This window comes from Streptomyces sp. NPDC047072 (assembly GCF_040643855.1).
In the GTDB taxonomy this organism is placed as follows: domain Bacteria; phylum Actinomycetota; class Actinomycetes; order Streptomycetales; family Streptomycetaceae; genus Streptomyces.
Map to the genome: position 1 here is coordinate 34,017 of NZ_JBEYVC010000029.1, position 22,859 is coordinate 56,875.

At 70.8% G+C, this 22,859-nt stretch carries 26 protein-coding genes; 14 read left to right on the forward strand and 12 right to left on the reverse strand.

What is annotated here, in order from left to right; all coding sequences use genetic code 11:
* Positions 1-54 precede the first annotated feature (54 nt).
* The gene (locus ABZ896_RS15605) at positions 55-711 is read left to right on the forward strand and encodes a cysteine hydrolase (protein ID WP_360927908.1); all 657 of its coding nucleotides are present in this window, start codon (positions 55-57) and stop codon (positions 709-711) included.
* Here ABZ896_RS15605 and ABZ896_RS15610 read toward each other — a convergent pair.
* Positions 698-1,168 (reverse strand): Rieske (2Fe-2S) protein, encoded by a 471-nt coding sequence (locus tag ABZ896_RS15610; RefSeq protein ID WP_360927911.1) that lies wholly within the window; start codon positions 1,166-1,168, stop codon positions 698-700. The genes ABZ896_RS15605 and ABZ896_RS15610 overlap by 14 nt on opposite strands.
* A 156-nt stretch (positions 1,169-1,324) precedes the next feature.
* On the opposite strand from ABZ896_RS15610, the gene ABZ896_RS15615 reads away from it, so the two are divergent.
* The 7 genes from ABZ896_RS15615 (at position 1,325) to ABZ896_RS15645 (ending at position 7,387) form a co-directional block, all read left to right on the forward strand.
* A complete protein-coding gene (locus ABZ896_RS15615) occupies positions 1,325-2,089 on the forward strand; it encodes a HipA family kinase (protein ID WP_360927914.1) in 765 nt (254 codons plus the stop codon).
* On the forward strand, positions 2,086-2,535 hold the full coding sequence (locus tag ABZ896_RS15620; RefSeq protein ID WP_360927917.1) for a DUF3037 domain-containing protein: 450 nt from the start codon (positions 2,086-2,088) through the stop codon (positions 2,533-2,535). The genes ABZ896_RS15615 and ABZ896_RS15620 overlap by 4 nt, the downstream gene beginning before the upstream one ends.
* A 144-nt stretch (positions 2,536-2,679) precedes the next feature.
* On the forward strand, positions 2,680-3,441 hold the full coding sequence (fabG, locus tag ABZ896_RS15625) for a 3-oxoacyl-ACP reductase FabG (protein WP_360927920.1): 762 nt from the start codon (positions 2,680-2,682) through the stop codon (positions 3,439-3,441).
* A gap of 12 nt (positions 3,442-3,453) precedes the next feature.
* Positions 3,454-4,218, forward strand: a complete 765-nt coding sequence (locus ABZ896_RS15630; protein WP_360927923.1) for an SDR family oxidoreductase — start codon at positions 3,454-3,456, stop codon at positions 4,216-4,218.
* 191 nt (positions 4,219-4,409) lie between these two features.
* A complete protein-coding gene (locus ABZ896_RS15635; protein ID WP_360927926.1) occupies positions 4,410-5,990 on the forward strand; it encodes an ABC transporter substrate-binding protein in 1,581 nt (526 codons plus the stop codon).
* Between the two features lie 68 nt (positions 5,991-6,058).
* Positions 6,059-6,742: a uracil-DNA glycosylase gene (locus ABZ896_RS15640; RefSeq protein WP_360927928.1), complete on the forward strand. Its 684-nt coding sequence runs from the start codon at positions 6,059-6,061 to the stop codon at positions 6,740-6,742.
* A 117-nt stretch (positions 6,743-6,859) separates the two neighbouring features.
* Positions 6,860-7,387, forward strand: coding sequence for a hypothetical protein (locus tag ABZ896_RS15645; RefSeq protein ID WP_360927931.1), 528 nt, complete (start codon positions 6,860-6,862; stop codon positions 7,385-7,387).
* A gap of 33 nt (positions 7,388-7,420) precedes the next feature.
* Here ABZ896_RS15645 and ABZ896_RS15650 read toward each other — a convergent pair whose 3' ends face one another.
* Positions 7,421-7,915, reverse strand: coding sequence for a hypothetical protein (locus tag ABZ896_RS15650; RefSeq protein WP_360927934.1), 495 nt, complete (start codon positions 7,913-7,915; stop codon positions 7,421-7,423).
* A 112-nt stretch (positions 7,916-8,027) separates the two neighbouring features.
* Complete coding sequence (locus ABZ896_RS15655; protein WP_360927937.1) at positions 8,028-8,543, reverse strand: DinB family protein; 516 nt, start codon at positions 8,541-8,543, stop codon at positions 8,028-8,030.
* A 95-nt stretch (positions 8,544-8,638) separates the two neighbouring features.
* On the opposite strand from ABZ896_RS15655, the gene ABZ896_RS15660 reads away from it, so the two are divergent.
* Positions 8,639-9,544, forward strand: a complete 906-nt coding sequence (locus ABZ896_RS15660) for a Gfo/Idh/MocA family oxidoreductase (RefSeq protein WP_360927941.1) — start codon at positions 8,639-8,641, stop codon at positions 9,542-9,544.
* Here the strand turns inward: ABZ896_RS15660 and lnt are convergent.
* The 6 genes from lnt to ABZ896_RS15690 form a co-directional block, all read right to left on the reverse strand.
* Entirely contained in the window at positions 9,468-11,015 is a 1,548-nt protein-coding gene (gene lnt / locus ABZ896_RS15665; protein WP_360927944.1) for an apolipoprotein N-acyltransferase, read from the reverse strand. The genes ABZ896_RS15660 and lnt overlap by 77 nt on opposite strands.
* A gap of 70 nt (positions 11,016-11,085) precedes the next feature.
* Positions 11,086-11,571: a nuclear transport factor 2 family protein gene (locus tag ABZ896_RS15670; RefSeq protein ID WP_360927947.1), complete on the reverse strand. Its 486-nt coding sequence runs from the start codon at positions 11,569-11,571 to the stop codon at positions 11,086-11,088.
* Positions 11,572-11,645: 74 nt separating this feature from the next.
* On the reverse strand, positions 11,646-12,842 hold the full coding sequence (locus ABZ896_RS15675; RefSeq protein ID WP_360927950.1) for an FAD-dependent monooxygenase: 1,197 nt from the start codon (positions 12,840-12,842) through the stop codon (positions 11,646-11,648).
* Positions 12,843-12,952: 110 nt separating this feature from the next.
* Positions 12,953-13,132 carry a hypothetical protein gene (locus ABZ896_RS15680; protein ID WP_360927953.1) on the reverse strand — a complete coding sequence of 60 codons (180 nt, stop codon included), beginning with the start codon at positions 13,130-13,132 and terminating at the stop codon, positions 12,953-12,955.
* A gap of 117 nt (positions 13,133-13,249) precedes the next feature.
* Positions 13,250-14,128, reverse strand: a complete 879-nt coding sequence (locus tag ABZ896_RS15685; RefSeq protein ID WP_360927956.1) for an undecaprenyl-diphosphate phosphatase — start codon at positions 14,126-14,128, stop codon at positions 13,250-13,252.
* A 164-nt stretch (positions 14,129-14,292) separates the two neighbouring features.
* A complete protein-coding gene (locus tag ABZ896_RS15690; protein ID WP_360927959.1) occupies positions 14,293-14,760 on the reverse strand; it encodes a helix-turn-helix domain-containing protein in 468 nt (155 codons plus the stop codon).
* A gap of 106 nt (positions 14,761-14,866) precedes the next feature.
* Here ABZ896_RS15690 and ABZ896_RS15695 point away from each other — a divergent pair, with 106 nt between their 5' ends.
* Entirely contained in the window at positions 14,867-16,036 is a 1,170-nt protein-coding gene (locus ABZ896_RS15695; RefSeq protein WP_360927962.1) for a thiolase family protein, read from the forward strand.
* A gap of 82 nt (positions 16,037-16,118) precedes the next feature.
* Here ABZ896_RS15695 and ABZ896_RS15700 read toward each other — a convergent pair whose 3' ends face one another.
* Positions 16,119-16,883, reverse strand: a complete 765-nt coding sequence (locus ABZ896_RS15700; protein WP_360927965.1) for a VTT domain-containing protein — start codon at positions 16,881-16,883, stop codon at positions 16,119-16,121.
* A gap of 318 nt (positions 16,884-17,201) precedes the next feature.
* Here ABZ896_RS15700 and tuf point away from each other — a divergent pair, with 318 nt between their 5' ends.
* Together tuf and ABZ896_RS15710 are read left to right on the forward strand one after the other, a co-directional pair.
* Positions 17,202-18,371 carry an elongation factor Tu gene (gene tuf / locus ABZ896_RS15705; protein ID WP_360927968.1) on the forward strand — a complete coding sequence of 390 codons (1,170 nt, stop codon included), beginning with the start codon at positions 17,202-17,204 and terminating at the stop codon, positions 18,369-18,371.
* 86 nt (positions 18,372-18,457) lie between these two features.
* Positions 18,458-19,297, forward strand: coding sequence for a fused MFS/spermidine synthase (locus ABZ896_RS15710; protein WP_360927970.1), 840 nt, complete (start codon positions 18,458-18,460; stop codon positions 19,295-19,297).
* Here the strand turns inward: ABZ896_RS15710 and ABZ896_RS15715 are convergent.
* A complete protein-coding gene (locus ABZ896_RS15715) occupies positions 19,259-20,560 on the reverse strand; it encodes an MFS transporter (RefSeq protein ID WP_360927972.1) in 1,302 nt (433 codons plus the stop codon). The two genes, ABZ896_RS15710 and ABZ896_RS15715, sit on opposite strands and share 39 nt — an antisense overlap.
* Before the next feature lie 141 nt (positions 20,561-20,701).
* Between ABZ896_RS15715 and ABZ896_RS15720 the strand changes: the two genes are divergently transcribed.
* Positions 20,702-21,025, forward strand: a complete 324-nt coding sequence (locus tag ABZ896_RS15720; protein ID WP_360927974.1) for a hypothetical protein — start codon at positions 20,702-20,704, stop codon at positions 21,023-21,025.
* Positions 21,026-21,068: 43 nt separating this feature from the next.
* A complete protein-coding gene (locus ABZ896_RS15725) occupies positions 21,069-21,521 on the forward strand; it encodes a DUF4442 domain-containing protein (protein ID WP_360927977.1) in 453 nt (150 codons plus the stop codon).
* Positions 21,522-21,675: 154 nt separating this feature from the next.
* Here the strand turns inward: ABZ896_RS15725 and galU are convergent, their stop codons facing one another.
* The gene (gene galU, locus ABZ896_RS15730; RefSeq protein WP_360927980.1) at positions 21,676-22,635 is read right to left on the reverse strand and encodes a UTP--glucose-1-phosphate uridylyltransferase GalU; all 960 of its coding nucleotides are present in this window, start codon (positions 22,633-22,635) and stop codon (positions 21,676-21,678) included.
* Between the last annotated feature and the right edge of the window lie 224 nt (positions 22,636-22,859).

The following is a 22,859-nucleotide window of genomic DNA, read 5'->3' on the forward strand; positions in this document are numbered from 1 at the left end:
CACGCAATGGTGGCTACTGTCGCCGCTCCGGTCACAGGTGTCGAGGGGGCAACCATGCCGTCGTACGCACGACTTCGCGAACTCCTCGACCCCGGGCACACGGTCCTGCTGACCGTCGAGTGCCAGCAGGGTGTCGTCGGCCCCGACAGCGCGCTGCCCGAACTCGCCCGCGAGGCACGCTCCTCGGGCGCCCTCGGCAACATCGCCCGGCTGGTCGCCGCCGCCCACGAGCACGACGTCCAGGTGATCCACGCGATCGCCGAACGCCGGCCCGACGGACGCGGCGCGAACCGCAACGCCCGGCTCTTCCACGCCGCCGCACGCCTGCCGGTGCAGCAGCTGACCGGCACCACGGCGGTTCGCGTGGCGCCCCCGATCGAGGTCGCCGAGCAGGACATCGTCGTACGACGGCTGCACGGGCTGTCGCCGATCCAGGGCACCGAGGTGGACGCCCTGCTGCGCAACCTCGGCTGCCGCACGCTGGTCGTGACCGGGGTCTCGGCCAACGTGGCGATCCCCAACGCCGTCTTCGACGCCGTGAACCGGGGCTACACCGTCGTCGTGCCGAGCGACGCCGTCGCGGGGGTGCCCTCCGACTACACCCCCGCGATGATCCGCAACACCCTCGCATTGGTCGCCACGGTCGCGACCACGGACGAGGTGCTGGGCGGCCTCGGCCGGCCCGGACGGGCGCGGGTCAGGCCAGCGTGATGGAGTCCCCGGTCACGGTGATCTGCTCGGCGGCCAGCGCCTGGGTCGCGGGACCCTTCTTGACGCTGCCGTCCTCGACCGAGAACTCGCTGTTGTGGCACGGACAGACGATGACGCCGTTGGCCACGCTGCCCACCGCGCAGCCCTGGTGGGTGCACTTGGACGAGAACGCCTTGAACGTGCCCGCGGTCGGCTGGGTGACGACCACGCCCTGGTCCTTGAAGATCGTGCCGCCGCCCTCGGGGATGTCGGTGGTCTTCGCGAGGGCGGTGCCACCGGAACCGGACGAGGCGCTCGCCCCGCCGCCGTTCGCGTCGGCCTGGCTCGTGGAGGAGTCCGAGGAGTCGCTGTCCGATCCGCACGCGGTCAGCGCGACGGCGAGCCCCGCCGCGCCCACCGCCGCCACGACGGTACGGCGGGCAGGCGCCGGAACGGATTGAGGCAGTTCGCTGGTCATGCTGAACATTCCTTCCAGTGCGGAATTCATGGAGCTGTCCAGGGGTACGGCCGCTCGGCGCCCCCTGTTCAGACGTAGTCGAGATCTAAACGTGTTCGAGATCAGGGGCGGATAAGCCAGAGCTGTCGCTTCGCTGTCGGCCGGTAACCTGGGGCGATGCTCAAGGAAGCCATCGCGACCCGCTACATCACGCCCCTGCGGGAGGGCGGCTCGCTGCCGGGGCTCGTCGAGGCCGACGACCACGGGATCTACGTCATCAAGTTCACCGGCGCCGGACAGGGCCGCAAGACGCTGGTCGCCGAGGTGGTGGCCGGCGAACTCGCCCGCAGGCTCGGCTTCCGCGTCCCCCGCCTGGTGGCCCTCGACCTCGACCCGGACCTGGGGCTCGGCGAGCCCGACGAGCGGGTGCAGGAGCTGCTGAGGTCCAGCGGCGGCACCAACCTCGGCATGGACTTCCTCTCCGGCGCGCTCGGCTTCGACCCGCTGGCCTTCGAGGTGGACCCGGCGGAGGCGGGCCGGATCGTCTGGTTCGACGCACTGGTCAGCAACGTCGACCGCTCCTGGCGCAACCCCAACCTGCTGCGCCGGCAGGGCGAGCTGTGGCTCATCGACCACGGCGCGACCATGATCTGGCACCACAACTGGCCCGGCGCCGAGAAGTCCGCCGCTCGTCCCTACGACGCCTCGGACCACGTCCTGAAACCGTTCGCACCGGACCTCGCCGCGGCCGCCGCCGACCTCGCCCCCCTCGTCACCGAGGACCTGCTCGCCGAGGTCACCGCGGAGATCCCGGACGTCTGGCTGTCCGGCGAGCCCGGCTTCGACACCCCGGACGACCTGAGAAGGGCCTACGCCCTGCCCCTGCTCGCACGGGCCGCCGACGTCCACGAGCGCATCACCGGAATCGAGGGGGACAAGTGAGCGAGCGCCACATCCACATGGCCGGCAGTGTGGTCGAGCGCCATGTCATCAAGGGCGGGCGGGCCAGCGAACGGGACGTCTACGAGTACGCCCTGCTGAAGGTCGTCCCCCGTGTCGAACGCGGCGAGTGCATCAACGCAGGTGTGCTCGTCTACTGCCGGGCGAAGGCGTACGTCGGTGTGCGCACCCACCTCGACGAGGACCGGCTGCGCGCGCTGGACCCGGCCGCGGACGTGGCGGGTGTCCGGGCCGCCCTCAGGGCCGTCGAACGGGTCTGCGCGGGCGGCGAGGCGGCCGGAGAGGCCGCGGGCGACGACGCCGGGCGCCGCTTCCGGTGGCTCGTCGCACCCCGCTCCACGGTCGTCCAGCCGGGTCCCGTGCACACCGGACTCACCCTGGATCCGGAGGCCGAGCCGGAGCGCCTGCTCGACCTGCTGGTGAGGTAATGGATCACACCCGTCCCGTGGGACGTTGACACCGCGTGCCAGGGCTTCTAGCGTCACGTCTGCCGAAGGTACTAAGCGGTCGCTCACCAACCTGATCGGGCCGAACTTTCTCGAGGACGCTCTCGAGGGCGAGGAGAATCAGCAATGTCCACCACTGAGCAGCGGGTAGCCGTCGTCACCGGTGCCGCGCGCGGCATCGGCGCCGCCACCGCCGTACGACTGGCCGCCGAGGGCCGCGCGGTCGCCGTCATCGACCTCGACGAGGCCGCCTGCAAGGACACCGTCGAGAAGATCACCGCGGCCGGCGGCAAGGCGATCGCCGTCGGCGCCGACGTCTCCGACGAGGCGCAGGTCGAGGCGGCCGTCGCGCGGGTCGTCGCCGAACTCGGCGCCCCGACGATCCTCGTGAACAACGCGGGCGTGCTCCGCGACAACCTGCTGTTCAAGATGAGCACGTCCGACTGGGACACCGTCCTGAACGTGCACCTGCGCGGCTCCTTCCTGATGACGAAGGCCGTCCAGAAGCACATGGTCGACGCCGGCTTCGGCCGCGTGGTCAACCTGTCCTCCTCCTCGGCGCTCGGCAACCGCGGCCAGGCCAACTACTCCGCCGCCAAGGCCGGTCTCCAGGGCTTCACCAAGACCCTCGCCATCGAGCTGGGCAAGTTCGGCATCACCGCCAACGCCGTCGCCCCCGGCTTCATCGCCACCGACATGACCGCCGCGACCGCCGCCCGCGTCGGCATGGGCTTCGAGGAGTTCAAGGCGGCCGCCGCCACCCAGATCCCCGTCGCGCGCGTGGGCGAGCCCGACGACATCGCCAACGCCATCGCCTTCTTCACGAACGAGGCCGCCGGGTTCGTTTCCGGCCAGGTGCTGTACGTGGCCGGCGGACCGCTCGACTAGAGGAAACGGAACATGACTTCGCAGCTCCCCGAGCTTTCGGGCAAGGTCGCGCTCATCACGGGCGCCAGCCGCGGTATCGGCTACGGCGTCGCCGAGGCGCTCGTCGCGCGCGGCGACCGGGTCGTCATCACCGGCCGCAACGAGGACGCCCTCAAGGAGGCCGTCGAACAGCTGGGCGCCGAGCGCGCCATCGGCGTCGCGGGCAAGGCGCACGACCTGGACCACCAGACCGAGGCCGTCGCACGGGCCATGGACGCCTTCGGGCGCGTCGACTACCTGGTCAACAACGCCGGGACCAACCCGGTGTTCGGTCCGATCGCCGACCTCGACCTGAACGTGGCGCGCAAGGTCTTCGAGACCAACGTGATCTCCGCGCTCGGCTTCGCGCAGAAGACCTGGCACGCCTGGCAGAAGGACAACGGCGGCGCCATCGTCAACATCGCCTCCGTCGCGGGCATCGCGCCCTCGCCCTTCATCGCCGCGTACGGCGTCAGCAAGGCCGCGCTGATCAACCTCACCCAGCAGCTCGCGCACGAGTTCGCGCCGGGGGTGCGGGTCAACGCGATCGCGCCGGCCGTCGTGAAGACCAAGTTCGCCTCCGCCCTGTACGAGGGCCGGGAGGCGGAGGCCGCCGCGTCCTACCCGCTGGCCCGGCTCGGGGTGCCCTCCGACATCGGCGGCGCCGCTGCCTTCCTGACCTCGTCCCAGTCCGACTGGGTCACCGGCCAGACGCTCGTCGTCGACGGCGGCATCTTCCTCAACGCCGGCGTCGGCTGAGCCCTCCCGCTCCGGCACGGGCGCTCGTTGACACCGACGGCGCCCGTGTCCACGCACAAAAGCGACACGGGGGCATTACAGGGTCATCACCAACGCGATGATCAAGGTGCCTGTGACCGAACCGGTTGAGCGCGCGCGGTGCTGCGGTATGTTTTGCCGACCCTTGGTACGGCATTTCGAGGAGCAAGCGCGTGTTCAAGCGGAACCGGTACCTGCCGCCCTTCGCGGCCCTCGTGTCCATATCCACGGTGGCCGGATGTGGTGTGTTCTCCTCGGAGTCCTCCGGCGACGGCAAGACGATCGTCGTGGGGACCACCAGTGCCCCGGCCACGCTGGACCCCGCGGCCTCCTGGGACAACTCCTGGGAGCTGTTCCGCAACGTCTACCAGACACTCCTCAACTACAGCCCCGGCGGCTCCGATCCGGAACCCGACGCCGCCGAGAACTGCGAGTTCACGGACAGTTCGAGCACCGTGTACAGCTGCACGCTGCGCGAGGGCCTGAAGTTCTCCGACGGGGACACGCTGGACGCCAAGGCCGTCAAGCACTCCTTCGACCGGATCAAGAAGATCAACGTCAACGGCGGCCCCGCCGGCCTGCTGACCACCCTCGACCGGGTGGAGACGAAGGGCGACCGCGAGGTCGTCTTCCACCTCAGCCAGCCCGACGCCACCTTCCCCCTGGTGCTCACCACGCCCGCCATGTCGATCGTGGACCCCGACGAGTACCCGGCGGACGCGCTCCGCAAGGACGGGAAGATCACCGGCTCGGGGCCCTACAGCCTCGACTCCTACGAGGAGGGCGAGAAGGCCGAGCTGGTCCGCAACGACAACTACAAGGGCATCGCCGACCGCAAGAACGACGCCGTCACCATCCGCTACTTCCAGCAGTCGGACGACATGGTCAAGGCCCTCAAGAACAAGGAGATCTCGGTCGTCTACCGCGGTCTCGGCGCCTCCGACACGGTGGACATCGAGGTCAACCAGCAGAAGGAGGGGCTCCAGCTGGTGGAGAACCCCACCACCGAGATCAGCTACCTGGTGTTCAACCCCAGCGACCCCTGGGCGGCGAAGCCCGAGGTCCGCAAGGCCATCGCCCAGATCGTCGACCGCCCGGCGCTCGTGCACTACGTCTACAAGGACACCGTCGAGCCGCTGTACTCGATGGTCCCGGCCGGCCTCACCGGCCACACCACGAGCTTCTTCGACGACTTCGGGGACCCCAGCGTCTCCAAGGCCAAGCAGCTGCTCACCCAGGCGGGGATCACCGAGAAGGTCCCGCTGACCCTCTGGTACACCAGCGACCGCTACGGCTCGACGACCAAGCCCGCCTTCGAGGAGCTGAAGAAGCAGCTGGAGGCGTCCGGCCTCTTCACGATCACCCTCAAGAGCCGCCCCTGGAAGACCTACGTCGAGGGCTACCGCAACGGCGAGTACCCGGTGTTCGGGCGCGGCTGGTTCCCCGACTTCCACGACGCCGACAACTTCATCGCGCCCTTCGTGGGCCAGCAGAACGCACTCGGCACCCCGTACGACGCCCCCGAGATCACCGGCAAGCTGCTGCCCCAGTCGCGCGCGGAGAGCGACCGCGGGGCCGTGGCGACGCAGATCGAGGAGGCCCAGCAGGTCTTCGCGGACGACGCGCGGCTGCTGCCGCTGTGGCAGGGCAAGCAGTACGTGGCCGCGAACGAGGAGATCGCGGGCCTGGAGAAGGTCATCGACCCGGCGACCATGATGACCATGTGGCAGCTCTACTGGAAGACCAGCTGGTAGCGGCGATTGTCAGTGGGCGCCTGTAGGTTCTCAATCCTGCAAGTGACCGCACATCGTGAGGAATTGACGTGACCGACATCGCCATGCTGCCCGAGTCCTGGCACGGGGTTCTGGGCGACGAGCTGCAGCAGCCCTACTTCAAGGAGCTGACGGACTTCGTCGAGGACGAGCGGGCGAAGGGCCCCGTCTACCCGCCGCGCGAGGAGGTCTTCGCCGCGCTCGACGCGACACCGTACGACAAGGTGAAGGTCCTGATCCTCGGTCAGGACCCGTACCACGGCGAGGGCCAGGGCCACGGCCTGTGCTTCTCGGTCCGCCCCGGTGTGAAGACCCCGCCCTCGCTGCGCAACATCTACAAGGAGATGCGGGAGGAGCTGGGCACCGAGATCCCGGACAACGGCTACCTCATGCCGTGGGCCCAGCAGGGCGTCCTGCTGCTCAACGCGGTCCTCACGGTCCGCTCCGGCGAGGCCAACTCCCACAAGGGCAAGGGCTGGGAGAAGTTCACCGACGCCGTGATCCGCGCGGTGGCCTCGCGGCCCGACCCGGCCGTCTTCGTGCTGTGGGGCAACTACGCCCAGAAGAAGCTCCCCCTCATCGACGAGAGCCGGCACATCGTGGTCAAGGGCGCGCACCCCTCCCCGCTGTCGGCGAAGAGGTTCTTCGGCTCCCGTCCGTTCACGCAGATCAACGAGGCGGTGGCCGCGCAGGGCCACGAGCCGATCGACTGGACGATCCCGAACCTTGGCTGACCGCCACCGGGTGCCGTCGTGCCCGGCCGGTTCGGTGCGGCCTGCCCCGGTTTGTCGGTGGCTGCCGTTAGCGTCGACCGGGACAGGCGACGAAGTCGACGAGGGCCGGAGGGCGCGGTGACGGAGCGGGCGGAACAGGCGGCGGGGGACGTCGTGATGGGCCGGATCGGACAGGCCGTGATGCTGCACCACGCCGGGGACCGCGAGGAGGCGCGGCACCGGTTCCTCGGGCTGTGGGGCGAGATCGGTGAGGACGGCGACCCGCTGCACCGCTGCACGCTCGCCCACTACCTCGCGGACGTCCAGGACGACCCCTGTGACGAACTGGCGTGGGACCTACGGGCGTTGACCGCGGCGGAGGAACTCACGGAGGACCGGCTCGCCGCCCACGAGAGCACGCTCGCGGTGCGCGCGCTGTACCCCTCGCTGCATCTGAACCTGGCCGCCGACTACGCCAAGCTCGGCCGCACGGACGCCGCCCGCACCTACATCCGCCGGGCCCGCCGGGCGGCCGACGCCCTCGGCGACGACGGGTACAGCGACGGCGTCCGCGCGGCGATCAGCCGCCTGGAACAACGCCTCGGCCCGGGAGGCGGCGGACCCACCGGGGAGCACGGCTGGGGGCCGCCGCGACAGCGGCCCTGAGCCGTTGAGGTACGCCGAGCCGGTGGGCGTACCTCAACGGCCGTACGCCTGCTTGCAGATGGCCGCCTCGGGGCTGTCCTCCTGCCAGCGGCCGTACTTCTTGCCGAGGGCGCAGACGTCCTCGGGGCCCCTGGGGACCGACTTGGTGACGTCCGGTACCTCGATGTGAGGCGGGCGGGGGTGCGGGTGCCGGACCTCGGGGCGGCGCTGTTCGGGATGGTCCGGGTGGGCCGGCCGGGTGCGCTCCTGGTGCTCCTGTGGCCGGGCCGGGGTCTGCGGGGCCGCACGGCCCGGCGTGGGCGTGCTCGACCGGGGCGCGCGGGACGGGCCGATCATCTCCAGCGCCTCCCGGGCCGGCGCCTGCACGATCTGCGGCTCGGCCTGACCGTCCGGGCGCGGTGCCGGCGGCTGGGAGAGTGTCGTCGGCGGCGGCCCGGGCACGGGGGGACGCTGGATGGTCACACAGCCGGTGAGGGCCGAGACAGCCACGGTGACCAGGAGCGTTGCGGTGGTCGTCGTTCGATGCACCCGCGCCACTCTGGTGGTTCCGCCGCCCTCGGGGACAGCAGACGAGCGCAGTTTGCCCCGCACGGGTGATCTCGGCCCCCGTATGGCGTGCTCACGTCCCCCTGTGCTGACGTCAGTCCCCGGTCGCGCCGTCGAGGCACTCGCGGATCAGGTCGGCGTGCCCGTTGTGACGGGCGTACTCCTCGATCATGTGGGTGTGGATCCAGCGCAGGTTGAACTGCTCGCCGGTGCGCCGGTGCCTGCCCTTGGAGAGGTCCTCGAGGCCGAAGCCGGCCGCGTTGCTGCGGGCCTCCTCGATCTCGGCCTGCCAGGTGCCGTACGCCTCCTGCCAGGTGTCGGTCTCGGTGACGTGGAAATCGCCGTCCGGATCGGTCTCGTTGTCGTAGTACATCGGCGCGGCGTCCTCGTTCGCGAGGATCCTGCGGTACCAGTGCCGCTCCACCTCCGCCATGTGGCGCACCAGCCCCATCAGGGAGAGCGCGGACGGCTGCACCGAGGCGGTCCTGAGCTGTGCGTCGGTCAATCCCTCGCACTTCCACGCCAGAGTCTGACGGTGGTAGTCGAGCCAGCCCTCCAGCATCGTGCGTTCGTCGGCGGTGGTGGCGGGTTCGCTGCGTTCGATCGTCATCCCCGCATCATGGACCGCAGCATCCCTGCCCACCAGCGATTTAGCGGCCGTATGCTTCCGGCAGGACCCGGCGGACAACCACTGGAGGAGACCCCGTGAAGGTCGGCTGCATCGGACTCGGCGACATCGCGCAGAAGGCCTACCTGCCGGTTCTCGGCGGCCTGCCCGGCATCGAGCTGCACCTCCAGACGCAGACACCGGCGACGCTCGCCCGGGTCGCCGACGGACTCCGCCTGTCCGAGGCGCGGCGCCACGGCGACCTCGACTCCCTGCTGGCCCAGGACCTCGACGCGGCCTTCGTGCACGCGCCCACGCTCGTGCACCCCGAGATCGTCGAGCGGCTGCTGACGGCGGGCGTGCCGACGTACGTCGACAAGCCGCTCGCCTACCGGCTCGCCGACTCAGAACGGCTGGTCGCGCTCGCCGAGGAGCGGGGCGTGAGCCTCGCCGTCGGGTTCAACCGGCGCTACGCCCCCGGGTACGCGCAGTGCGCCGACCATCCCCGCGAGCTGATCCTGATGCAGAAGAACCGCATCGGGCTGCCCGAGGAGTCGCGCGCGATGATCCTCGACGACTTCATCCACGTCGTCGACACCCTGCGGTTCCTGGCGCCCGGCCCGGTCGACGACGTCACCGTGCGGGCCCGCGTAGAGGACGGACTGCTGCACCACGTCGTGCTCCAGCTGTCCGGGGACGGGTTCACCGCGCTCGGGGTGATGAACCGGCTCAGCGGCTCGGCCGAGGAGATCCTGGAGGTGTCCGGGCAGGACACCAAGCGGCAGGTGGTCAACCTCGCCGAGATCATCGACCACAAGGGCCAGCCGACCGTACGGCGGCGCGGCGACTGGGTGCCGGTGGCCCGGCAGCGGGGCATCGAGCAGGCGGTGCTCGCCTTCCTCGACGCGGTGCGCGCGGGCAAGCTGCTCAGCGCGCGGGACGCACTGGCGACTCATGAACTGTGCGAGCGGGTGGTGCGAGCGGTTCAGGAGCGGGGCGCCTGAGGCGCCGACTGCCCGCTACGGCGCACCAGGCGGCCAGGACCAGCAGTGCCGCGTGCACGGCCCAGTCGCCGAACCGGGCGTACAGGGTGGTGCCGGTGGCCAGCGGGACGTCGTACACCCGCGCACTGCTCGCGTCGGTGCCGAGCCACTGTCCGATCCGGTGTCCCCTCGCGTCGTAGACGGCGGAGACGCCGGTGAGGGTGGCGTGCACCATCGGGCGGCCCGTCTCGGCGGCGCGCAGGGCGGCGAGCGAGGCGTGCTGCTCGGGAGCCCAGCTCTGCTGGAAGCTCGACGTGGCCGACTGGGCGATCAGCAACTGGGCGCCGTCCCGGGCGAGATGGCGGCTCATGTCGGGGAAGGCCGACTCGAAGCAGACCATCGGGCCGACCTTCAGGCCGTGTCCGACGTTCATCACGACCTGCTCGGAGCCGCGCCTGCGGTTCTCGCCGGCCGCCTTGCCGACGGAGGTGACCCAGCCCAGCAGCTGCCGGGCCGGGATGTACTCGCCGAAGGGGACCAGGCGCATCTTGTCGTAGCGGTCGCCGGTGAGCCCGTCCGGGCCGACCAGGACCGAACTCTTGTAGATGCCGGGCTTGTCGGAGCGGCGGGCGTCCACGTTGACGAGGATGTCGGCGCCGGTCTCGCGGGACAGGGCGGCGATCCGGCGCGCGAGGTCGGGGCGGTCCCCGAGGTCGTAGCCGACGCTGCTCTCGCCCCAGACGATCAAGTCGACGCCCTGGCCGGCGAGTTCGCGGGTGAGCTGCTCCTCGCGGTCGAAGCGCTTCTCGGGGCCGACGATCACACCGGGCTGGACGACGGCGATCCGGGTCCGGCCCGAGGTGTCGGGGCGCGGTGCCCACATCCAGGCCGCCGAGGTGACGGTGGCGGTGGCGACCAGGCCCACCACGGCGGGCACCCGGGACTCACGGACCGTCACCAGCACGGCCACGGCGACGTTGACGGCCACCACCAGGAAGCTGAGCAGCCACACCCCGCCGACGGAGGCCAGCCGCAGCGCGGGCTCCACCTGCCACTGGCTGGACCCGATCATGCCCCAGGGGCCGCCGAGCCCCTGCCAGGAGCGGACCAGCTCGATGCCGAGCCAGCCGGAGGGGAGGACGACGAGAGCGGTCGCGACCTGTGCCCGGCCGAGCAGACGCCGGACCAGCCAGCCCCAGGGGGCCCACAGCGCGCCCAGCAGGGCGCCGATCACGAAGATGAAGACGTTCAGGCTCGGGAACAGCCAGTGGTGCACGGCCACCATGTAGCCGAAGCCGCCCGCCCAGCCGTCGTACGCCGCCCGTTTGCCGGTCGGAGCCGAGCGGATCAGGACGATCCAGGGGACGAGGGCGACGTACGCGAACCACCACAACGACGGGGCGGGGAACGCGAACACGGGCAGGGCGCCCGCCAGCGCGGCGACGGTCGAGCGCCGCCAGGGGGAGGCGAGCCAGTGGCCGAACCTGTTCATACGGCGCCTCCTACCCCGTGGGTGTTACCAGTGTGCGTGTTGTTGACCACCTTCGGGTGATGGCGTCGTTTCAGTTGATCACGGGAGCCGGGCGCGGGGCGGGAAGACGCCGCCACTTCTCCTGGACGACGACCTCGCGCAGCCGCCAGCCGTCGTCCGTGCGCAGCAGCGCGAAGGCGTAGCGGCCGCCGCAGACGAAGTCGGGGGCGGTTTCCGGGGAGTCGTCGCCGGCCAGGCGCATCGGGTTGATGTAGTCGGCCTGGACGCGGGCGGTGTCGCCGGTGTCCTGCTCCAGCAGGCCGAAGCGGACCCGGCGGTTGACGATCAGATGCTGGCGCATCGAGAACAGCCCGAGGCTTTCGGCGAGCCAGTCGCAGACCTGCCGGGCGTCCCCCTCGATCCCGCCGGCCGAGCGGTAGTCCGCGCGTCCGTCCGGGGTGAACAGCGCCCGGTACGAGGTCCAGTCGCCGTCGTCCACGGCCACGGCGTAGTCGGTGACGAGGGCGTCGACGGCCAGCCGGTCCATCACGGTCGCGAGCTCCACACGCTGCGTCATCGGCTCAGTGTTGGGCATGGGGCGGACGGAGCCAAGGGGCGTGCGGGGTCTTCGTGTGCGCCTTCTCGCCGGGCTCAGGTCGGTTCTGGTTCCGGCTTCGGCTCGTTCAGTGGGTCCACGGCCCATTCGGTGGCCACCGGGAGGAAGCGGTGCTCGGCCGCGTGGGCCGCCATCCGGGAGTTGCGGGCCTCGGCCTCGGGGCCGTCCGGGAGGTGGAACTCCGCGCCCGCCCGCGTGGACCTGGCCTGCATGCCGGTGGCGGTCGTCAGACGGCGGTGCACGTAGCGCTCCAGGGCCTCCGGTACGTCCGTCGGGGCCGCGTCCGCGAGGCAGTCGCCGAGGACGGCCGCGTCGAGGATCGCCTGGGCCGCGCCCTGGGCCTGGAACGGCACCATCGCGTGGGCGCTGTCGCCCAGGAGCGTGATGCGGCCGGTGTTCCAGCGGGCGAGCGGGGTGCGGGTGTAGATGCCGTAGCGGAAGACCTGGCCCGCCCGTTCCAGGACGTCGAGCACCGTGGGGGACCAGCCCTCGAACTCCCTTAACTGCTCGCCGGGTTCGGCACGCGCGGTCCACGACTCCTGCGCCGCCGACTCGTCCGCCGTGGCGACGGCCACGACGTTGAGGAGTTCGCGGCGGCGCACCCAGTAGTGCACGAAGTGCCGGCCGGGGCCGAGCCAGATGCCGGTGTCCGGGAGGTCCAGGTCGGCGACCTCGGCGGCGGGGAGCAGGGCGCGGAAGGCGGCGGTGTGCGAGAAGACCGCCGCGTCCTTGCCGAAGAGCCACTGGCGGACCGCGGAGCGGATGCCGTCCGCCGCCACGACGAGGTCGGCGTCCAGCACCTCGCCGTCGCCGGTGACCACGCAGGCGGACTTGGCGTCCTGGTCGACGCCCACGACGACGGTGTCGAGCCGCACCGAGGCGGGCGGCACCGCGGCCGCCAACGCCTGTTGCAGATCGGCCCGATGGACCTGGAGGTAGGGCGCGCCGAAGGTGTCCTCGGCCTCGCGGCCCAGTTCGTAACGGCAGATCTCCAAGCCGTCGGACCAGGAGCGGAAACTGATGTGGGAGGGGTACGCGGACTGTGCCGCCACGGTGTCCAGCAGGCCCAACCGGCGTAGTTCGCGGGTGGCGTTGGGGGCGAGCTGGATTCCGGCGCCGAGTTCGGTGAAGCGGGGTGTCTGCTCGACGAGGGTGACCTCATGACCGGCCCGGCGCAGGCTCACGGCCGCGGCCAGTCCTCCGATGCCCGCTCCCACGACGATCGCTCGCATGGCATGACCTCACTTCGAGGGACACTCGACGGTGGGTCCGGGAAGGGTATCGGAGGGAACTCCCGGTTTGTACAAGGAGTTTCGGCCGACGTGCGGGCGACCGGGGTCGGTCAGGCCGCCTCGATGATGTCGCCGCGGATCGCGGCCGCCCACTCGACGACCAGCAGCTCGTACTCCGCGCGCTCCTGGGCCGACAGCGTGCCGCCCGCGCGCATCCAGAGCGCGCGGATCTGCTCGTTCACCTCGGCAGCGGACCGCGCGGAACCAGGGGTCACGGAATCGGGGAACATGCGGACAAGCCTAGGGGCAAGAACTGACGGTCCGCTACCGGACGGCTACGCACGACGTATGTGATTGGTCACGGGTTTTCGGTCGGCGGAAGGTGTCAGTCGGGCGAACCCCCCGCGTCACTCCGTCGCCGACTCCGCCGCGTGGGGGCTCAGGACGCCCATGGTGACCAGGGCGATGATGACGATGCCGAGGGCGATGCGGTACCAGACGAAGGGCATGAAGCTCTTGGTCGAGATGAACTTCATGAACCAGGCGATGACGGCGTATCCGGACGCGAAGGCGATGACCGTCGCGAAGATCGTCGGTCCCCAGGACACGTGGTCGCTCTCCATCGCGTCCTTCAACTCGAAGAGCCCGGAGGCCAGCACCGCCGGAATGGCGAGCAGGAAGGAGTAACGGGCCGCCGACTCGCGCTTGTAGCCCATGAAGAGGCCACCGCTGATGGTCGCGCCGGAGCGGGACACACCGGGGATGAGCGCCATCGACTGGCAGAAGCCGTAGATCAGGCCGTCCTTGATGCCGAGGTCCTCAAGTCCCTTGCGCTGCTTGGGCGCCCGGTGCTTGCCGCCGCTCTCGTCGCGCGCGGCGAGCCGGTCGGCGACGCCGATCACGATGCCGACGACGATCAACATCGTGGCCGTGATGCGCAGATCGCGGAACGGCCCCTCGATCTGGTCCTTGAACAGCAGCCCCAGCACACCGATCGGGATCGAGCCGACGATCACCAGCCAGCCCATCTGGGCGTCGTGGTCGCTGCGCAGCTCCTTCTTGAACAGCGACTGGGACCACGTCGAGATGATCCGCCCGATGTCCTTGCGGAAGTAGATCAGCACGGCCGCCTCGGTGCCGATCTGCGTGATCGCCGTGAAGGCCGCTCCGGGGTCCTTCCAGCCGGAGAACGCCGCGGTGAGCCGCAGGTGCGCGCTGGAGGAGACGGGAAGGAACTCGGTCAGCCCCTGGACGAGTCCGAGGATGAGGGATTCAAACCAAGACATGAAGTTACGGCGTCCAAGTGCTGATCGTCAGAAGGGAGTCGGGCGCGCCGGTCACCGTGACACGGTGATCGGGGTGCGAGGGGCAGCGTAGCGTCCCGCACCGACGGCTCCGGCACAGGGGCGGACGCGAGGGCCCCGGGGCCCTGCCGCCGAGAGCCCTGGGACTACGCCGCGGTCGGCCCGCTCACCGTCCAGCCGGGAGCCTGGGGATGGGCCGTCAGATCGTCGTGGGCGACGGCGTCCCCGCAGGCGGAGCAGGTGACGACCGGCAGCAGTTCATGGCCGCAGCTGTGCTCGACGACCATCGGGCGGTCGCCCTGGCGGAGATGGCGGTCGCCCCACGCCATGAGCGTCAGCAGCACCGGCTCCAGCTCCAGTCCCGCCTGTGTCGGCCGGTACTCGAACCGCTGCGGACGCTCGCTGTAGGCCCGCTTGGTGAGGATCCCGGCATCCACCAGCCGCCGCAGCCGGGTGGCCAGGATGTCGCGCGGCGCCCCGATGTTGCGCACCAGCTGGTCGAAGCGGCCGTTGCCCAGGCAGACCTCCCGCATCACCAGCAGGGAGTACTTCTCGCCGACGAGCGCGAGGGTGTCGGCGATCAGGCAGGGGCGGGGGTCCTTGGTGGCGGCCATGCGTCCAGTCTAGGGGAGGGTTTGTTTTTCCAACTCACGGAGTTATGGTGAGTTTGGATTTCCTACTCACTGGTAATGCCCCTTGGCAGCCCTGGAGGCCCGCAGCATGCGTGACGCAGTGATCGTCGAAGCCGTACGTACTCCCATAGGCAAGGGCAAGCCGAACGGCGCCCTCGCGCACGTCCACCCGGTCGAACTCCTCGCCCACACCCTGCGCACCCTCGTCGAGCGCTCCGGGATCGACCCGGCGCTGATCGACGACGTCATCGGCGGCACCGTCGACCAGGTCGGCGAGCAGGCCATGAACACCACCCGCTACGCGGCCCTGTCGGCGGGCTTCCCGGAGACGGTGCCCGCGACCACCGTGGACCGCCAGTGCGGCTCCTCCCAGCAGGCCGTGCACTTCGCCGCGCAGGGGGTCATCGCCGGTGCGTACGACCTCGTCGTCGCCTGCGGTGTGGAGTCGATGAGCCGGGTGCCGATGTGGTCGAACGTCCCGCCCGGCAAGGACCCCTTCGGCCCCGGGATCGCCGAACGCTACAAGGAGGGCCTCGTCCCGCAGGGCATCAGCGCGGAACTCATCGCGGCCAAGTGGTCGATCACGCGCGAGCAGATGGACGCGTTCGCCGTCTCCTCGCACCACAAGGCCGCGGCGGCCTGGGAGAAGGGCCTCTTCGACGCCGAAGTCGCCCCATTGGAGGGCGTCTCACGCGACGAGTGCGTCCGCCCCGGCAGCACACCGGAGATCCTCGCCGGTCTCAAGCCCGCCTACTACGACCCGAACTTCGCCGAACGCTTCCCGCAGATCGAGTGGAACGTCACGGCGGGCAACGCGAGCCCGATCAATGACGGGGCGTCGGCCGTCCTCATCACGTCCACCGAGACCGCGAACCGCCTGGGCCTGCGCCCCCTGGCCCGCCTCCACAGCTTCGCGGTGACGGGCTCCGACCCGATCCTGATGCTCACGGGAGTCATCCCGGCGACGGAGAAGGTCCTGCGCCGCGCGGGCCTGACCCTCGACGACATCGACCTCTTCGAGATCAACGAGGCGTTCTCCAGCGTCGTCCTGTCCTGGCAGCAGGAGACGGGCGCGGACCTGGAGAAGGTCAACGTGCACGGCGGAGCGATAGCTCTGGGCCATCCCCTGGGCGCGAGCGGCACCCGCCTGACAACAACCTTGGTGCACGCGATGCGTGAACGCGGAGCCCGTTATGCCCTGCAGACGATGTGCGAGGCGGGGGGCTTGGCCAACGCGATGATCCTGGAAGGACTCTAGCTACAACCCACTAAGGGGCGCAGGGAACTGCGCGACCAGCCACAACGGACCCGCAGCCGCCCAACAACCCGGCGAGGCACTTTCAACGGCGCAGGTGGTGCCGCTTACGCCAGGCGACCACCGCCCCCACCAACGCCGGCAAGGCGATCGCGGCCATGGCGATCAGAAACGCGGGGGACGTCGGAGCAGACGCCCGCGCCCCCGCAACGACATACGCGGCGGTGTTCGGGACCGACCCGAGCGCCGTCGCGACGAGGAACGGCACGTACCCCATCCGGGACACCGCCGCGCAGTAGTTCGCGGCCCAGAACGGCACCCCGGGAAAGAGCCGCGCCGCCAGCATCGACCGGAACCCGTGCCGACTGAGCTGCCCGTCCGCAGCCTTGAGCCACCGCCCCCGCAGCAACGGCCGCAACGCGTCCTGCCCGAGCACCCGCCCGAGCGCGAACGCGATCCCCGCTCCGAGAACCGTCCCCGCGAGCGCCGAGGCGAGCCCGAGCGAGGACCCGAAGAGCGCGCCGGCGGCGAGGTTCAGTAGAGGACGTGGCACAAAAGCGACCGTGCACAACCCGTAAGCCACCCCGAACACGACAGCCGCAGCGGCCCCGCCGAGCTGGGGCGGCCAGCCGTCCGCCAGCAGCCGCTGCGGCTCGAAGAGCAGCACGGTGGACGCGGCGCCCGCGAGCAGCGCTATGAGCAGGGACAGCCGCGCCCACGGCGACAGCAGCACTCTCGTGCAGCGCGCGGTGAGGCCCACCGGAGCGGGGGTGGCGAGGGCGAACTCCGTGGCGGCGGCCCGGGGAGAGGCCGTGGCGGTGCCCCCAGAGCGGGTGGTGGCATCGAGCATCCAGTGACGGTAACCGACCTGGATGTGTGATCGCCGTATGGATCCTGTGGGCCGCCCGCGAAAGCGGCCGTGGAAAACCGTTCGACGTGGGACGACGCGTCGGACATGATCTGCGTCATGTTCCGGTACGCCTTCGCTCTCGCAGCATCCGCAGTCGCGGATGCGCCGAAGGCTGCCGTTCCCGTTTTCCCGGCCGCCGCAGACGGCGCCCGAAGCTGACCCTTCCCGGATCGTCCGGCGGACCCCGCAGGGGGAGGGTCGGCAAGTCCTTGGGGTCCCCGTTCTTCCACGAACAAGAAGAGGCTTCGAGGTACAGCCATGTCCAAGACCGCTTACGTGCGCACCAAGCCGCACCTGAACATCGGCACCATGGGGCACGTTGACCATGGCAAGACGACTCTGACCGCCGCCATCACCAAGGTTCTGTCCGAGCGTGGCGGGGGCACTTTCGTGCCGTTCGACCGCATCGACCGCGCCCCGGAGGAGGCCGCGCGCGGCATCACCATCAACATCGCGCACGTCGAGTACGAGACCGACACCCGGCACTACGCGCACGTCGACATGCCGGGCCACGCCGACTACGTCAAGAACATGGTCACCGGGGCCGCGCAGCTCGACGGGGCGATCCTCGTCGTCTCCGCGCTCGACGGGATCATGCCGCAGACCGCGGAGCACGTGCTGCTCGCCCGGCAGGTGGGCGTGGACCACGTGGTCGTCGCGCTGAACAAGGCGGACGCGGCCGACGAGGAGCTGGTGGAGCTCGTCGAGCTGGAGGTCCGCGAACTGCTCACCGCGCACGGCTACGGCGGCGACGCGGTGCCCGTCGTACGGGTCTCCGGACTCAAGGCGCTGGAGGGGGACCCGCGCTGGACGGCGGCGGTCGAGGCGCTGCTCGACGCGGTGGACACGTATGTGCCCATCCCCGAGCGGTACTTGGACGCGCCGTTCCTGCTGCCGGTCGAGAACGTCCTCACCATCACCGGCCGCGGGACCGTGGTCACCGGGGCGGTCGAGCGGGGCACCGTGCGGGTGGGTGACCGGGTCGAAGTGCTCGGTGCGGGGGTGGAGACCGTCGTCACCGGGGTCGAGACCTTCGGCAAGCCCATGGACGAGGCGCAGGCCGGGGACAACGTGGCGCTGCTGCTGCGGGGCGTCCCGCGGGATGCCGTACGGCGTGGGCATGTGGTGGCCGCGCCGGGGAGTGTGGTGCCGAGTCGTCGCTTTACCGCGCAGGTGTATGTGCTGTCGGCGCGGGAGGGCGGTCGTACGACGCCGGTCTCCACGGGGTACCGGCCGCAGTTCTACATCCGTACGGCTGATGTGGTGGGGGACGTCGACCTCGGTACGGTCGCCGTCGCCCGGCCCGGGGAGAAGGTCGTCATGACCGTCGAGCTGGGGCGGGACGTGCCGCTGGAGGCGGGCCTCGGGTTCGCCATCCGTGAGGGTGGCAGGACCGTGGGGGCGGGGACCGTGACCGCCGTTCCATAGGGGTGGTGCTTGTACGTGGGGGGACTGCGGGCCGCTTCGTGGCTGGTCGCGCAGTTCCCCGCGCCCCTGGGAGGCATCATGGACGTGTGAATGAGTCCATACCCGTTGGCAGAGTTACCGATTTCGGGTTCGCCAAGTTGATGCCTGATGTCGATCGGTCGCGGGGGTGGCTGCTCACTGTTGATGGGGCTCCGCAGTCTTACGTCGATCTCGACGAACCCACCCATCTGGAGTTCGAGTACGCCCGTCGGCTGGGGCATGTGCTGGACTCCCTGGGGGAGACGGCGCTGGACGTCGTGCATCTCGGGGGTGGGGCGTTCACGTTGCCCCGGTACGTGGCCGCCACCCGGCCGGGCTCGCGGCAGGACGTCGTAGAGGCCGATCGGGGGCTGTTGGAGCTGGTCGGCGAGCATCTGCCGTTGGCCGAGGGGAGCGGTGTCACGCTGCACGCCGCCGACGCCCGGGCTTGGCTGGAAGGTGCTCCCGCGGACTCCGCCGACGCGCTGGTCGCCGATGTCTTCGGTGGGTCGCGGGTGCCCGCACAGCTGACGTCCGTCGAGTACGCGCGGGAGGCCGCCCGGGTGCTCAAGGGGGACGGGGTCTATCTCGCCAATCTCGCGGATGCCGCGCCGTTCGCGTTTCTACGGTCCCAACTCGCCAACTTCGCCGGCCTGTTCGAGGAACTGGTGCTGATCGCCGAGCCGGGGGTGCTGCGGGGACGGCGGTTCGGGAACGCGGTGCTGGTCGCCGCGCACCGGCCGCTCGACCTGCCGGGGCTGGCCCGGCGCACCGCCGCCGACGCCTTCCCGGCACGGGTGGCGCACGGCGACGGGCTGCGGGAGTTCATCGGCGACGCGCGGCCCGTGCGGGACGCCGACGCGGTGGCGTCACCCGAGCCCCCCGACGGGGCGTTCGGCATCGGCTGAGCCGCTCACCGGGGTCTGGGTCACCTCCTTGGTGTTCCGGCGCAGGTTGCGGACGTCCGGAATGAACAGCACCGCCGCGGTGACCAGCACGATCAGCGCGGAGCAGCCCCACAGGGCCGGGGTGCGCCCGAAGGCCGACTCCGCCGGGCCCGCCAGCGCCGTCGCGAGCGGAATCAGGGCGACCGAGCCGAACCAGTCGTAGGCCGAGACCCGGGAGAGCTTGTTCTCCGGTATCTCCTGGTGCAGGGCGGTCATCCAGGAGACGCCGAAGACCTCCACGGTCGCGCCGGCCACGAACATCGCCGCGCACAGGACCGGCACCGAGACGGGGACGGCCAGCGCCGCGGAGGGCAGGGCCAGTGGGAAGACACCCAGGATGCCCGTGAACAGCAGGCGGCGCGGCTTCCAGCGGGTCATCAGCAGCGCGCCGCCGACCGTGCCCGCCATGAAGAAGCCCAGCGCGAGACCCCAGGGGCCCGCGCCGCCCAGGTGGTCCCGGGCGACGAGCGGGCCGTAGACCGCGTCGGCGGCGCCCAGGACGGCGTTGGCGATGGAGAACTGCACGACGATGCCCCACAGCCACGGGCGCCCCGCGACCTCCCGCCAGCCGTCCCGGAGGTCGGCGAGCATGCCCTCGCCAGGCTCGCGCGCCGGGATGTGGCTCACGTCGAGGAAGGAACGCAGCGAACCGGCGACCGCGAAGGCGACCGCGTCCGCCGCGAGTACCCAGCCCGGGCCGATCGCGGCGACCATCGCGCCGCCGAGCGCGGCCCCGCCGAGCGCCGCGCCCTGCATCGCCATCCGGAACACCGCGAAGGCCCGGCCCGCCTGCTCGCCCTGTACCGAGGAGAGCAGCATGCCCTCGGCCGCCGGGCTGAAGAAGGCCTGGCCGGTGCCGCCCAGTGCGGTGAGCAGCATCATCTGCCACAGCCGCGGTTCGCCGGCCAGGACGAGCACGGCGAAGGCGCCCTGGGAGACGCAGTTGAGGGCGTTGGCCGCGACCATCACGCGGTGCCGGGGGAGCCGGTCCGCGACCGCGCCGCCGATCAGCAGGAAGACCACCAGGGGCAGGGTCCGCGCGGCGGCCACGAGTCCCACGTCCGAGCCGTCCCCGCCCGCCTCCAGGACGGCGAACGCGGAGGCGATGAGGGCGCCGTTGCTGCCGAGGTTCGTCACGAACGCGGCCGCTGTCAGCAGGCTGTAGTTGCGGCTCGCCCAGGAGGGTCTGCGGGAGGGGCGGGAGGGCTCGGAGGTGGGGGTCACCGGCTGACTATCCCCGCAGACGCCCCGACCTGCCAAACCCTTTCTGCACCACAAGGTGCAGGTCCGGCCACTGTGAACGGCCGCCACCGGACGGACCAACGATCTTTGACGTCCGTCGCGCGGTTTGCCCATGTTGATCCCGTGAAGAAGCTCTCCTTCCTGATGACCGCGGGTGTGCTCCTCGGTTCCGCCCTTCCGCTCGCGACCGCCGGGCCCGCCGCGGCCGGTCCCTTCAGTTGCCGGCCCGAGTCCCGGGACTACACCGTCGCGCGGGAGAAGGTGCCGGTGCACGCCCGTTTCCGGACGGACTCGCGCGTGGTCGGCTTCGTCTACAAGGACAACCGGGTGCACGCGTACTGGGACTGCACCAATGGGTCGGGGCAGCCGTGGGTCTGTGTCGGCGGGTGCCGTGTCGACGACGAGGTCGTCGAGGGGCGTTGGGTGCATCGGGGATATCTGCGCTGACGGGCCTGGTCAGGTTGTCCTACTCGTGGGTAACATCGCGGACATGAGCGCAGACCAGACGTCCCTCGGCGAGATGCTCGCCGCCACCGTGCCCTTGGTCCGGACCCTGAACCTCGAGTTCCTGGAGGCCGGCCCGGACAAGGCCGTGCTGTCCCTGCCGGACCAGGCCGAGTTCCACAACCACGTGGGCGGACCGCACGCCGGAGTGATGTTCTCGCTCGGCGAGTCGGCGAGCGGGGCGGTCGTGCTGGCGGCGTTCGGGGACCAGCTCTCGCGTGCGGTGCCGCTCGCCGTGAAGGCCGAGATCGCGTACAAGAAGCTCGCGACCGGGGTCATCACCGCGACCGCGGCGCTGGGCCGGCCGGCCGCCGAGGTGATCGCGGAACTGGACGAGGGCAAGCGCCCGGAGTTCCCGGTCACGATCGAGATCCGCCGCGCGGACGGGGCGGTCACCGCCGAGATGACGGTGGTGTGGACACTGCGGCCGAACGGCTGAGGACGGCTTCTCGGGCCGACGGTTGGCTCTGGCCACGGCTGGCCACGGGGCCGGTGGTCGATTGCTGAACGGCGGCGTCGGCAGATCGGTGGTCGGGTGCAGTACGGCAGGCGCGGGTCCCGGCATGTGGTCGGGGCCCGCGCCTCGCTGCTCGTCAGGCCGCCAGGCGGTCCCGCCCGCTCCCCGTCGCGATCTCGCCGTTCTCCAGGCCCGCCACGAACTCCTTGAGCCAGGTGGTGAACTCCGGGCCCAGGTCGTCGCGGGCGCAGGCCAGGCGGACCACCGTGCGCAGGTAGTCCGCCTTGTCGCCGGTGTCGTAGCGCAGGCCGTCGAAGACGACGCCGTGGACCGTGCCGTCGGCCGCGAGTTCCTGGAGTGCGTCGGTCAGCTGGATCTCGCCGCCCCGGCCCGGCGGGGTCCGCTCCAGGGTGTCGAAGACGGCCGGATCGAGGACGTACCGGCCGATCACCGCGTACGCGCTCGGCGCGTTCTCGGGCGCGGGCTTCTCGACCAGGCCGGTTACCCGGACGACCCCGTCCTCCCCGGTCGCCTCCACGGCCGCGCAGCCGTAGAGATGGATCTGCTCGCGCGGCACCTCCATGAGCGCGACGACGCTGCCGCCGTGCCGCTCGCGGACGTCGAGCATCTCGCTGAGCAGCGTCTCGCGCGGGTCGATGAGGTCGTCGCCGAGCAGCACGGCGAACGGCTGGTCGCCGACGTGCCGGCGGGCGCACAGCACCGCGTGCCCGAGGCCGAGCGGCTCGCCCTGGCGGATGTGGTGGATGTTGGCCAGCCGTGCCGGGTCGCGCACGGCGTCCAGCCGTACGGCGTCGCCCTTGGCGGCGAGGGCCTGCTCCAGTTCGAAGGCGTTGTCGAAGTGGTCCTCGATGGCCCGCTTGTGGCGGCCGGTGACCATCAGGACGTCGTCGAGCCCGGCCGCGGCGGCCTCCTCGACGACGTACTGGATCGCGGGCTTGTCGACGACCGGGAGCATCTCCTTGGGGGTCGCCTTCGTCGCCGGCAGGAAGCGGGTGCCGAGTCCGGCCGCCGGGACGACCGCCTTGCGGACCATACGGGCGGGGGCAGGGGTGGGAGTCGTGTGGGGGACGATCATGCGCCCCATGCTGTGCCACCGGGATGAGAGCGGGCCGGGAGAAGGCTGGGAGCCTCCTGTGGGAGCGCGCTCGAAGTTGGAGATTTCGTGAGCCAACCATCCGCGGGGCCCACACAACTTGACTCTTACCGGCCGCTTATTTCGAATGCGGGTGCGGATACCCGCGGTAACTTTTCTGAAGCGGCCTCTTTTTGAACATGGGTCACTCGAACTTCTTGTTTCCT